11 protein-coding genes are annotated in these 11982 nt (G+C 73.6%); 4 read left to right on the top strand and 7 right to left on the bottom strand.

What is annotated here, in order from left to right; translation table 11 throughout:
- Window positions 1-132 precede the first annotated feature (132 nt).
- Window positions 133-2571, bottom strand: a complete 2439-nt coding sequence (locus E1295_RS44430; RefSeq protein WP_132640823.1) for a glycoside hydrolase family 95 protein — start codon at window positions 2569-2571, stop codon at window positions 133-135.
- Between the two features lie 283 nt (window positions 2572-2854).
- On the opposite strand from E1295_RS44430, the gene E1295_RS44425 reads away from it, so the two are divergent.
- Window positions 2855-3685 (top strand): amidohydrolase family protein, encoded by an 831-nt coding sequence (locus tag E1295_RS44425; RefSeq protein ID WP_132640821.1) that lies wholly within the window; start codon window positions 2855-2857, stop codon window positions 3683-3685.
- A gap of 16 nt (window positions 3686-3701) precedes the next feature.
- Here E1295_RS44425 and E1295_RS44420 read toward each other — a convergent pair whose 3' ends face one another.
- Genes E1295_RS44420 through E1295_RS44395 form a run of 6 tightly spaced genes read right to left on the bottom strand, consistent with a single transcriptional unit; the run spans window position 3702 to window position 9169 of the window.
- The gene (locus tag E1295_RS44420) at window positions 3702-4748 is read right to left on the bottom strand and encodes an aldose 1-epimerase family protein (protein WP_132640819.1); all 1047 of its coding nucleotides are present in this window, start codon (window positions 4746-4748) and stop codon (window positions 3702-3704) included.
- Window positions 4745-5446: an SDR family NAD(P)-dependent oxidoreductase gene (locus tag E1295_RS44415; protein WP_132640817.1), complete on the bottom strand. Its 702-nt coding sequence runs from the start codon at window positions 5444-5446 to the stop codon at window positions 4745-4747. Before E1295_RS44415 ends, E1295_RS44420 begins: the two co-directional genes overlap by 4 nt.
- Complete coding sequence (locus tag E1295_RS44410) at window positions 5443-6486, bottom strand: type 2 periplasmic-binding domain-containing protein (RefSeq protein WP_132640815.1); 1044 nt, start codon at window positions 6484-6486, stop codon at window positions 5443-5445. The genes E1295_RS44415 and E1295_RS44410 overlap by 4 nt, the downstream gene beginning before the upstream one ends.
- A complete protein-coding gene (locus E1295_RS44405; protein WP_132640813.1) occupies window positions 6474-7664 on the bottom strand; it encodes a CaiB/BaiF CoA transferase family protein in 1191 nt (396 codons plus the stop codon). The genes E1295_RS44410 and E1295_RS44405 overlap by 13 nt, the downstream gene beginning before the upstream one ends.
- The gene (locus E1295_RS44400) at window positions 7664-8440 is read right to left on the bottom strand and encodes an enoyl-CoA hydratase/isomerase family protein (protein WP_132640811.1); all 777 of its coding nucleotides are present in this window, start codon (window positions 8438-8440) and stop codon (window positions 7664-7666) included. Before E1295_RS44400 ends, E1295_RS44405 begins: the two co-directional genes overlap by 1 nt.
- A 12-nt stretch (window positions 8441-8452) precedes the next feature.
- Window positions 8453-9169: a FadR/GntR family transcriptional regulator gene (locus E1295_RS44395; RefSeq protein WP_132640809.1), complete on the bottom strand. Its 717-nt coding sequence runs from the start codon at window positions 9167-9169 to the stop codon at window positions 8453-8455.
- Window positions 9170-9317: 148 nt separating this feature from the next.
- Between E1295_RS44395 and E1295_RS44390 the strand changes: the two genes are divergently transcribed.
- From E1295_RS44390 to E1295_RS44380, 3 genes are all read left to right on the top strand, one after another.
- Complete coding sequence (locus tag E1295_RS44390; protein ID WP_132640807.1) at window positions 9318-9980, top strand: aspartate/glutamate racemase family protein; 663 nt, start codon at window positions 9318-9320, stop codon at window positions 9978-9980.
- A complete protein-coding gene (locus tag E1295_RS44385; protein ID WP_132640805.1) occupies window positions 9977-11272 on the top strand; it encodes a RuBisCO large subunit C-terminal-like domain-containing protein in 1296 nt (431 codons plus the stop codon). The genes E1295_RS44390 and E1295_RS44385 overlap by 4 nt, the downstream gene beginning before the upstream one ends.
- Window positions 11269-11982: four-carbon acid sugar kinase family protein (locus tag E1295_RS44380; protein WP_166427718.1), on the top strand; the 714-nt coding region annotated here is incomplete at its 3' end. The genes E1295_RS44385 and E1295_RS44380, both read left to right, overlap by 4 nt.

The following is an 11982-nucleotide window of genomic DNA, read 5'->3' as shown; positions in this document are numbered from 1 at the left end:
CGCGGCGAGGCCTCCCGCACCCGCCCCCGCGCGCGGCCCTCCGCCTGACCGTGCCGCCGGGCCGTGCCGCCGGGCTGTGCCGCCGGGCTGTGCCGCCGGGCTGTGTCGCCGGGCTGTGTCGCCGGGCTGGGGTCAGGCCGGCGCCAGCTCGTACGTCGCGCCCTTGCGGGTGTCGAACACCAGCGCCCCGGGTTCGGGCCGCTCGGCCTCGACCGGGCGGCCCCGTTCGGTGACGGTGACCGGTTGGGCGGTGCGCAGGGTGAGCCGGCGTCCGAGGTCGGAGCGGATCCGCCCCTGCCGCAGCGCGCCGCCGTCCCACGTGAGGTCCACCTCGAACCCGCCGCGCGCCCGCAGCCCCCGGTACGACCCCGCGGGCCAGGCGGCGGGCAGGGCGGGCAGCAGGTGCACCTGGTCCCCGTGGCTCTGCAGCAGCATCTCCGTGATCCCCGAGACGCCGCCGAAGTTCCCGTCGATCTGGAACGGCGGATGCAGGTCGAACATGTTGGGTGCGGTCCGCGCGGGCACGAGCAGGTTGCCCAGCCGCTTGTACGCCTCGGCGGAGTCCAGCAGCCGGGCCCAGAAGTTGATCTTCCAGGCGAGGGACCAGCCCGCGCCGGCCTCGCCCCGCAGCTCCAGCGTCCGGCGGGCCGCCTGGGCCAGGTCGGGGGACAGCCGCGGGTCGATCTGGTGGCCGGGGAACAGCCCCCACAGGTGGGAGATGTGCCGGCTGCGCGACAGGGCGGCGTCGCCGCGGTAGTCCTCCTGCCACTCCTGGATCTGCCCGAGATGCCCGACCTGGTTGGGCACGAGCCGCGAGCGGGCCTCGCCGGCCTTGGCTCGCAGGTCCTCCTCGACCCCGAGCACCTCCGACGCCTGCGCGAACGCGCCGAACAGGTCACGCAGGATCTGCATGTCCATGGTCGGCCCTGCGCAGATGCTGACGTTCTCGCCGTCGTCCTCGTGGTGGCCCACCTCCGGCGAGTGGGAGGGGTTGGTCACCAGGTGGCCGGTCCTGGGGTCGGTCTGGAGGGTGTCGAGGAAGAACTCCACCGAGCCCTTGATCAGGGGGAAGTGCTCGCGCAGCCGTCGCTCGTCGCCGGTGTAGAGGTAGTGCTCCCACAACGTCAGGCACAACCACGCCCCGCCGGTCGGCCACACGCCGTAGAAGGCGAAGTCCACGGGGGCCGTGCCGCGCCAGCCGTCGGTGTTGTGGTGGGCGACCCAGCCCTTGGCGCCGTACTGGGTGCGGGCGGTCCGCGCGCCGGTCTCCGCCAGGTCCTTGATGAGGTCGAACAGCGGGTCCATGCACTCGATGAGGTTGCCCGGCCCGGCCGGCCAGTAGTTCATCTCGCAGTTGATGTTGATGGTGTACTTCGACTCCCACGCGGGCGTGAGCGAGTCGTTCCAGATGCCCTGCAGGTTCGCCGCGTGGCCGGGCGCCCGGGAGGAGGAGATCAGCAGGTAGCGGCCGTACTGGAAGTAGAGCGCGGCCAGCTGCGGGTCGGTGTCGAGCTGCTGACGGACGATGCGCTCGTCGGTCGGCAGCGCGGCCGCGTCCGACGTGCCGAGGTCGATCTCGACCCGGCCGAACAGCTCGCGGTAGTCGCGCACGTGCTCGCGCCGCAGCACCTCGTACGGCCGCCCCGCGGCCCGCTGCAGATGCCGCCCGGCCACCTCGTCCGGGTCGCCGCCGACGTCCTTGTAGCTGCGGTAGCCGGAGCCCATGGAGATGAGCAGCGTCACCTCGTCGGCGCCGGTCACGGCCAGCGTGCCGCCGTCGGTGGTGACCGTCCCGCCCTTGGCCTCGGCCCTGGCCAGGGCGCGGAAACGCACCTGGCCCTCGCGTCCCTCCCAGTCGCCGCTGACGCCGTCGAGGGCGATGGTGTCGGGCCCGGCGGCGTCCGTCGTGGTGTTCTGCGGGCTGGTGAAGGCCGCCTGGAACGTCACCGAGCCGGGCTTGTCGGCCGTGTGCCGCACGACGATGACCTGGGCGGGGTTGCTGGCGAAGACCTCGCGGGTGTGGCGGACGCCGTCGCGGACGTAGGTCACGGTGGTGACGGCCCGGGTCAGGTCGAGCTCGCGCCGGTAGCCGGTGAACTCCTCCGAGCCGGGGAAGGTGAGGGCGAGGTCGCCGAGCACCTGGTACGGCGCCTGCTCGCTGGGGATGCCCAGGAACTTCTCGTCGGCGAGGTTCTGGGCCTGCTTCCACTTGTCCTCCCAGACCCACTGCCGGATCTGGGGGAGGGCGGCCAGGGCCTCGGGGTTGTCGTAGGTGTGCGGCCCGCCGGCCCAGATGCCGTCCTCGTTGAGCTGGAGCCGTTCGGTGGCGACGCCGCCGAAGACCATGGCGCCGATCCGCCCGCAGCCGACGGGCAGCGCTTCCAGCCAGTCCGCGGCCGGGCGGGTGTACCAGAGGGCCAGCGGGCCGTCCTGCGGGCCGTGCTGCGCGCCGTGCCGGGTGCCGGCCCGCGCGGGACCGGCGGACGCCCCGGTCACGAGCACGGATCCGGCCGCCGCGCCTAAGCCGGTCGTGAGCACGCCTCGTCGTGTGTAGCCGTCGTTGGTCACCATTACTCCTCTTCCTGAACGCATGCCGCCGCCGGGGCGGGATGTCACGAGAGCGATGAGGATGATCGTCGTCAGGGGGTCCGGATGTCTCTCGGACCGCGGGGACGTCGAAGGCGAAAGGTCAGCGGATGTTCACCGCGAACATAGGATGTATGTCTACGCGAACGGGGCTTAGATGTCCATACTTCCGTGAATTCTGGCTCTAACGTAGGATGTATGTTAGGTTCCGGTCCTGCTGGAGAGGGCGGCCGTCCCCGCCCGCACCCGACCGAGCCGGAAGTCCGTGATGACCCGCATCGACGCCCACCACCACGTCTGGGATCTGTCCGCACGCACCCACGCCTGGCTCGACCCGGAGCCGATGGCCCCCGTGCGCCGCACGTTCACCCTCGACGACCTTGCCAGGCCCGCCGCCGCGGCCGGAGTGAGCCGTACCGTGCTGGTGCAGGTGCTCCCCGACCTCGGCGAGACCCGCGAGTTCCTGGCCCTGGCCGCCCGCTCCGAGCTCGTCGCCGGCGTGGTCGGCTGGATCGACCTGACCGCGCCCGACGCCGCCGACACCCTCGCGGGGCTGCCCCACGGGCTGGTGGCCGTCAGGCACGGCGTGCAGTCCGAGCCCGACCCCGGCTGGCTCACCCGCGTCGACGTGCGCCGCGGGCTCGCCGCCGTCGCCGCCGCGGGGCTCGCCTACGACCTGCTCACGCTGCCGCACCAGCTCCCCGCCGCCATCGACACGGTGGCGGCCCTGCCGGAGCTGACGTTCGTGCTCGACCACCTGTCCAAGCCGCCGATCGCCTCGGGCGAGCTGGAGCCGTGGCGCGGCCGCGTCCAGGAGCTGGCCCGCCACCCCAACGTCTGCTGCAAGCTGTCCGGCATGGTCACCGAGGCCCGCCGGGAGTCCTGGCAGGTGGCCGACCTGCGGCCGTACGCCGAGGTCGTCCTGGAGGCGTTCGGGCCCGAGCGGGTGATGTTCGGCTCCGACTGGCCGGTGTGCCTGCTCGCGGCCGGCTACGAGCAGGTCGCCGAGGCCGCGGAGACGCTGTGCGCGGGCCTGTCGGACGGCGAGCGCGCCGACGTCTTCGCCGGGACGGCGCGGCGGGCGTACCGGCTGGAGTGAGGGCCGCCCGGCGGGCTCAGGTCGTCCCGACACGGAACGTCGTGTGGTACGTCCGCGACTCCTGCGGGCCCAGCCAGATCATGCTGCCGTCCTCCCTGGCCGCCGCGTCGCCCGCGACGTGGTGCGTGGACGGCTCCAGACCGACCGCGTAGTTGCCCGAGCGCAGGTTCAGCCACTCGAAGAAGTACGGGAACTCCCGCGCCGGCCACTCCACGGACACCCGCATCCCGAGCCGGTCGTTGACCACGCCCACCCGGTGCAGCCCGTCGTCGCCGGGGACGAGCGCGTGCTCGTACACCTGCTCCACGAACCCCGGAGCCGGCCCGGGGAAGACGAGGTGATCGGCCCGCTGCTCGGCCACGCTGTCACTCTGCCAGAGCGTCTCGCGGATCGCGGCCTCGAACCTGGCGCCCTCGTCGAGCAGCGGCCAGCCCAGGTTGATGTGGTAGAGGTACATGTGCGGCGTCGGCTCGAAACCCGCGTTGGTGACGGTGTCGACCAGCCGGATCTCCTCACCCCAGAGGTCGGCCTCGATCCGCCGCACCAGGCGCAGGTTCTCGGCGAAGACCGCCGCCTGGCGCACCTCGCCCTCCGCCCACAACACGCAGCGCTCACCGTCCCAGCGCTCGCCGTAGCCGGTCAGCCGGGCGGGCAGGTTGCCCGCGCGCCCGTGCAGGCCGTGCCGCACCGACGTGCGCGGCGGATAGCGGTAGGTGCCGGCGGGCACGTCGCCGCCGAACAACGTGTGGTCCAGCCCGGCCGTGACCGTCAGGCCGGAGAACGAGCGCAACCACGACAGCCCGTCCTCGTCGGCGTTCTCGTGCAACCCCGGATGGCGGAAGCCGGTGGGGGAGCGCCAGCCGAACGCGCGCCCGCCGTGCTCGGCGTGCCCGATGTCCATGCACCGGTCCACCAGCACGTCGAACGCCAGCCCCGAGCCGGTCCTGAACTCCAGCGCCCTGATGCCGCGCTCCGCCCCGTCGGCCAGCGTCACCAGCCGCACCCCGCCGGCCGCGCTCAGATCGCCCGTCAGCTCGGCCAGCCGCCTGCGGTCCGGCGTCATGCCATCACCCACCCTCCGTTGACTTCGATGGTCTGGCCCGTGACGAACGAGGCGTCCGGGCCGGTCAGGAACGACACCACGGCCGCCAGCTCCTCCGGCCTGCCGCGCCGCTGGAGCGCCTGACGTTCCAGCACCATCCGGTCGTACGCCTCCGGATCCGGATGGATCGCCTCGGCCGCCGTCGGGAACGCGCCCGGCGAGACGCAGTTGACCCGGATCTCCTCCGGGCCGAGCTCGCGGGCCAGCGCCCTGGTGAGCGCGGCGGCGGCGCCCTTGGTGGCGACGTACGCGGCCAGGTCGGACCAGCCGCCGTGCATGGTGATGGAGGCGACGTTGACGATGGCGCCGCCATGTCCCCTCATCTGCTGGGCGGCGAGCTGGGCCGCCAGCCAGTAGGCCCGCTGGTTGACGGCGTGCACGTCGTCGTACTCGGCCAGCGGCACCTCCAGGAAGGGCCGGGCCGGATAGACGGCCGCGTTGTTGACGAGGATGCCGACCGGCCCCAGCCGCGCCCGCGTCTCGGCGAACGCCGCCTCGACGGCGGCCGGGTCACGCAGGTCGGTTGCCAGGGTGAGCGCGCCTTCGAGCCCCTTGTCCTCGACGTCGAGTGCCGCCACCCGGTGGCCGTCGTCGGTCAGCCGGCGCACGATCGCGCGGCCGAGCGCGCCGGCGGCGCCTGTGACGAGCGCCGTGGTCATCTGTGCCTCCATTCGTGGTGCAGGTCCTTGAGCAGGTCGCGGGCCGGTACGCGGGCGAGCAGCCCGTCGCGGATCAGCGCGGACGACCTCTCCTGCAGGGCGATGTAGCCGGGGAAACGCGGCCTGACCCAGGCGGCCTCCAAGGTGGCCCGGGTGCCGCGGTAGAAACCGCCGGTCTCCCAGACGGCGCGGGCCGCGGGCTGCCCGCCGGTGGCGGGGAACAGCCCGGTCTGCACCGGCTCCGACAACAGGCGGCGCAGGTGGGCGCGGACCGCCTCGCGGACCGTGCCGATGCGCGCGCGGGAGACGGCCAGCCCGGTGCCGCCGAGCACGCTGCCCGGCGGCCGGCCCGGCCAGGCGGGGGCGTCGGAGAAGGTCAGCGGGTAGGTGGCGTACCCGTACAGGAGGGGGCAGCAGTCGGCCTCGCCCGCCGCCAGCGCGTCGAGCACGCCGATCGGGTTGCGCGTCGACAGGTCGGGGTCCGCACCGGCCAGCAGCTCCGCCATCAGCTCCAGCGCCCTGACCCCCTCCTCCTCCTCGTCCAGGAAGTCGCCCGAGCAGAGCGCGCAGAACATGAGGAAGGCGTGCGGCCCGCCCAGGCACAGCACCATCCGCACGTCCCGGGCGAACGCCGCCATCTCCGTCCAGCCCGCCGGCACCCGCACACCCTGCCGGGCCGCCGCCACCTGGGTGGCCGCGTCGAGCGGCAGCGCCCACTGGCGCCCGTCCAGGTGGTAGCTGTCGAAGCTGCGGCCCGCCGACCCGGCACGCAGGGCCGACAGCTCGTCCGCCTCGAACAGCTCCTCCATCGGCACCAGCGACTCCACCGCCGCGCCCAGCCCGGGATGGTCGACGACGAGCACGTCGTACGTCTCGCACAGCCGCGCGATCGGCTCCGACTCGAACCCCTCCAGAGGCTGCCGGTCCCACACGATCGGCTCGGGCACGGCGCCGTACGGGTTCGGGCCGGCCAGGTCGAGCCGGGTCAGCTCGTCCAGCGGCGCGTACCCCCTCGGATGGTCCCAGGTCAGTCCTCGCATGCCAGCACGCCCTCCGCCAGCAGCTCGGCCGTGCGCTCCGGCGGGTAGCCGAGCTCGTCGAGCAGCTCCCTGGTGTGCTCGCCCACCAGCGGCGCACCCCTGCGCACCTCCGGAGGGGTGGCGCTCAGGCCGTACGGGAAGCCGGGCGTGGTCACCGTGCCCTCGGTGCGGTGCTCGTAGGTGACGAACGAGCCGTTGTGCCGGACCTGCGGGTCGGCGACCAGGTCGGCGTAGCCGTACACCGGGCCGGCCCACACGTCGTGGCGGGCGCAGATCTCCAGCCACTCCGCCGTCGTACGGGCGGGCAGTCGGCGGGCCACGATCGCGGTGATCTCGTCGCGCCTGGTGTGGCCGTCGGCGTCGCCGTCCATGCTTGCGAGCTCCGGCAGGTCGAAGGCGACGGCCAGCACGTCGAGCCGGGGCATGCCGAGCGCGAGATGGCCGTCCTTGGTGGCGAACACGCCGTAGGGTGCGCGGATGTAGGTGTGGCCGTGCGGCTCGCTCCCGCGGCGCTGCGGCACCCCGCCGACCGTGAAGACCGACAGCTCCTGCATCTGCACGGCGACGGCCGCGTCCAGCATGTTGACGCTCACCCGCTGGCCCTCGCCGGTGCGCTCGCGGTGCAGCAGCGCGGCCAGCGCGCCCTCGAAGGCGCTGTAGGCGGTGACGGCGTCGACGGCGTACGTGCCCGAGGGCGCCGGCGGGTCCCCCTCGCGGCCGGTGCTCAGCATGGCGCCGCTCATGGCCTGCAGCAGCAGATCCTGGCCGGGCCGCGCCATGTAGGGGCCGCTCTCGCCGTAGCCCGACATGGAGACGTACACGATGCGGGGGTTGAGCGCGCTGATCGTGGCGTGGTCCATGCCCAGCCGCTCGGCCACGCCGGGCCGGTAGTTCTGCAGGAACACGTCGGCCGTCGCGGCCAGCCGGTGCACGATCTCCCTGCCCTCGTCCGCCTTGAGGTTCACGGCCAGGCTGCGCTTGTTGCGGTTGAGCGACAGGAACGACGCGTTCACCCGGTTGCCCGTCGCCCCGCCCGCCGGGGCGTGCCGCTGCCACTCGCCGGTCACCGGCTCGACCTTGACGACGTCGGCGCCCAGATCGCCCAGCCGCATGGCGGCCAGCGGCCCCGCCATCGCGATGGACAGGTCGATCACCCGGTAACCGTCGAGAACGCCCATCAGCGCCCCTCGAACTCGGGCTCGCGCCGCTCGGCGAAGGCCGCCCTGCCCTCGGCCGCGTCGGCGGTGGCGAAGCAGACGGTCTGCAGGTCGCGCTCGTACCGGATGGCCTGCTCCAGCGGCATCGAGTAGGCCGCGCCGATGTTCGCCTTGGCCGCCTGCGCGGCGATCGGCGGCCTGGCCGCGATCCGCCCCGCCAGCTCCAGCGCGGCCGGCAGCAGCTCCTCCCTCGGGTGGAGTTCGGTGACCAGCCCCCACCGCAGCGCGCGGGCGGCGTCGATCGGGTCGCCCGTCAGCAGCATGGTGGCCGCGTTGCTCGGGCCGACGGCGTGGGCGAGCAGCGCCGACTGGCCGCTGCCGCCGATCCAGCCCAGCTTGATCTCCGGCGCGGCGAACGTCGCCGTGTCGGCGGCCAGCCGGATGTCGCAGGCCATGGCCAGCTCCAGGCCGCCGCCGTAGGCGTAGCCGTTGACGGCCGCGATGATCGGCTTGCGCAGCCCGCGTACGGCGTCGCCGTAGTCGCCGCGGTTGCGGAACTCCCACGGCGTCGCGTACGCGTCGAGCTCGCCGACGTCGCTGCCGACGCAGAACGAGCGCTCGCCCGCGCCCGTGAGCACGGCCACCCGCACGCCCGGGTCGGCGTCCACCCGGTCGAGGGCGGCGCGCAGGTCGGCCGCCATGCCGGGGGTGATGGCGTTGAGCTTGTCGGGTCTGTTCAGGGTGATGACGGCCACGGGACCGTCGACGTCGAGGTGGACGTGCACGTGTTCGCTCATTTCATGGGGTGGTCAGCAGCAGAGCCGTACGTGCTGCTCGGCGTCGGCGCGGGCGACCTCGACCACCTCGCGCATGGCCTCCTCGGCCTTGCGGTGGTGGTGGCGCCTGATCGCCACGGCGACCCGCTCGTGGCCGGGCAGCGTCTCCTTGTTGTGGGCGACCGAGCGGGTGTGCACCTGGCGTACGGACCGCAGGGCGATGCTGATCATGTCGTAGATGTAGAGCAGCAGGTCGTTGTTCGCCGCGGCGAACACCGCCTTGTGGAAGGCCAGGTCGGCCTCGATGAACGGCTCGGGGTCGTCGGCGGTGGCGTAGAGCGCGGCCAGGGCCTCGTCGACGCGCCGGACGGCCGTCGCGTCCGCCCGCTCGGCCGCCACCCGCGCCGCCCCTGGCTCCAACGCGACGCGCAGGTCGGCCAGCACCTGGATGTCGCCGGGCCGCGGCTCCGGCATGAACCGCCAGCTCAGGACGTCGGCGTCGAGCAGGTTCCAGGACTCGCGGGGGCGCACGATGGTGCCCGCGCTCCTCCTGGTCTCCAGCAGGCCCTTGCCGGCCAGCACCTTCACGCCCTCCCTGACGGCGGAGCGGCCCACGCCGAGCTCGCCGACCAGCTCCTCCTCGATGGGGAGGGACGTGCCGGGGGCCAGCGCGCCCCCGACGATCTGCGCGCCGAGCGCCTGGACGACCTGGACGTGCCGGGCCGCGTCCGGCTGGGGATCTGTTGCCACGGTTCCGCAAGCTACCCCGAGCGTCGCCGTTTTCCTAGCCCTTCATCAGATGAAATCCGAACTTCATCGGATGAAGCCTCTTAACAATCCTCGATCTCGGTAGTACGTTCCCAGCAAGCGGCACCGACCTCCGCCCCAGGGAGAGACCATGAGGCTGGCACTGATCCACACCTCGGCGACGCTGGTCGACGTGTTCGCCGGGTTGTGCGCCGAGCACCTGCCCGGCGTCGGCACCTTCAACATCGTCGACGACAGCCTGATCAAGGACACCATCGCCACCGGCCGCCTCACACCTGCGACCGCGCGGCGCGTCGCCGGTCACGTCGGCTCCGCCGAGGCCGCGGGGGCCGATCACATCCTGGTGACCTGCTCCTCCATCGGCGCCGCCGTCGAGGCCGCCGAGCCGCTGACCGGCGTGCCCGTGACACGGGTGGACCGCCCGATGGCCGACCGCGCCGTCGCGCTCGGCCGCCGGATCGGCGTGCTCGCCACCCTCACCACCACCCTCGAACCCACCGCCGACCTCGTACGCCGGCGTGCCGCCGCCGCCGGAAAGGAGATCGAGCTGACCGCCAGGGTGTGCGAGGGCGCTTTCGAGGCGCTCATGAGCGGCGACGCCGCCACCCACGACGCGCACGTGGCGCGGGCTCTCGCCGACCTCGGCGGCGACGTCGACGTGGTCGTGCTGGCCCAGGCGTCCATGGCCCGCGTCGCCGGTACGGTGCCGGCGGCGGCGCCGATCCTGGCCAGCCCGCCGCTCGCCATGCGCCACCTGGCCCGGGAGCTCCTGGGCGAGCGGGTGAGCCGATGACCACCTCGCCGGGAGCTTCTGGGGGAGCGGGCGCGCCGGGGGACGGGCGGGAGCTGACCGTCGCCACGTACCACGTGCTCACCCGCCTGCCGCTCGAACAGGCGGTGAGCGCGATCGCCGGCGAGCAGAGCACCGGCACGTTCGTCGGCGTCGCGGGCGAGACCGACGAACTGCGCGCCCGGCACGGCGCGGTGGTGCTCGGCATGACCGAGATCCCCCCGCCGGTCACCGAGGCGCTGCCCGGCGCGGCCGGCGACGGGCCGCTCACCGCCGGCCTGGTGCGGATCGGGTTCCCGCTGGACAACACCGGGCCGTCGCTGACGAACCTGCTCCCCGTGGTCGCGGGCAACCTGTTCGAGCTGCGGGAGCTGGCCGGGCTGAAACTGGTCGACCTCGACCTGCCCGCCGCCTTCGGGCAGGCGTACCTGCCGGCCCGGTTCGCCGTGGAGGGCACGCGGCGGCTGGTGGGGCGGCCCGGCGGGGTGCTGATCGGCACCATCGTCAAGCCCAACGTCGGGCTGCGGCCCTCCGACTACGCGGACCTGGTGGTCGAGCTCGGGTTGTCCGGAGCCGACTTCATCAAGGACGACGAGGTGAACGGCGACTGCCCGCCCGCGCCGCTGCCGCAGCGGGTGCGCGCGGTCACGTCCGCGCTCGACGAGGTCGAACGGCGGACCGGGCGGCGGCCGATGTACGCCTTCAACATCAGCGACGAACCCGACCGCATGCTCGCCCACCATGACCTCGTCGTGGGCGCCGGCGGCACCTGCGTCATGGTCAACCTGAACGTCGTCGGCCTTCCCGCGGCCGCGATGGTGCGCCGGCACTCCCGCGTGCCCATCCACGGGCACCTCACAGGCACCGGAGCCCTGTTCCGCCATCCCGGGATCGGCATCGCGCACGTCGCCTACCAGAAGCTGGCCCGCCTGGCGGGGGTCGACCACCTGCACTGCGGCGGGTTCCACGGCAAGTTCTACGTCACCGACGACGACGTGCAGCAGACGGTGGCGGCCGTTCGCGAACCGCTGCTCGGCGGCTTCCCGTGCCTGCCCGTGTTGTCGTCGGCCCAGTGGGCCGGCACCGCGCCCGTCACCCTGGACCGGACCGGCACCAGCGACCTGCTCGTCCTCGCTGGAGGCGGCGTGCTCGGCCACCCGGACGGGCCGGCGGCCGGGATCGCCAGCATGAGGCAGGCGTGGGCGGCGGCCGAGGCGGGCGTGCCGCTCACCGAGGTGCGCGAGCCGGAACTGGCCAGGGCGCTGGACCACTTCGGCGGGGTGGTGCGGCGGTGACCCGCATCGCCTTCGCCGCCGACGACTTCACCGGCGCGACCGACGCGTTGTGGCAGTTCAGGCGGTTGGGGCTGACCGGGTCGCTGGTCACCGACGTGGCGCACCTGCACGACCGGGACGACGTCATCGGCATCGCCACCACCGCGCGGACGTCGGCCGACCCGGCCTCCGTGGTGCTGCCCGCCTTCACCGCACTGGCGGCGCTGCGGCCGCTGGTCATCCAGTACAAGGTCTGCTCGACCTTCGACTCCTCCCCGCAGCGCGGGAGCATCGGGGGCGTCGTCGCGGCCCTGCACCGCGCGGGCCTGGCACGGGGCCCGGTGCCGGTGCTGGCCGCGCAGCCCGAACTGGGCCGCTGCACGTGGTTCGCCAACCATTTCGTACGCGCGGACGGCGACGTCCACCGGCTCGACCGTTATCCGCCGGCGCGCGACCACCCGGTCACCCCGGCGACGGAGGCCGACCTGCGGGTGCGCCTGGCCGAGCAGGGCGCGGGGCGTACCGGGTGGTTGCCCGCCTCGCCGTCGGAGGAGGAGTACCGGGCAAGGGCCGGGGACGCGGCCTTCGTCGCGGACGCGGTGACGGACGAGCACGTCAGGGCGCTCGGGCGGCTGCTGCTCGCCGACGCGGCCACCCGTGGCCCGCTGTGCTGCGTCGGCTCCGGCGGTCTCAGCCACGCCCTGGCCTCGGCCCTCACCTCCGCCCCCGCC

This window comes from Nonomuraea mesophila, from assembly GCF_004352805.1.
Taxonomy (GTDB): domain Bacteria; phylum Actinomycetota; class Actinomycetes; order Streptosporangiales; family Streptosporangiaceae; genus Nonomuraea; species Nonomuraea longispora.
This window is presented reverse-complemented; position numbering and strand designations above follow the sequence as displayed.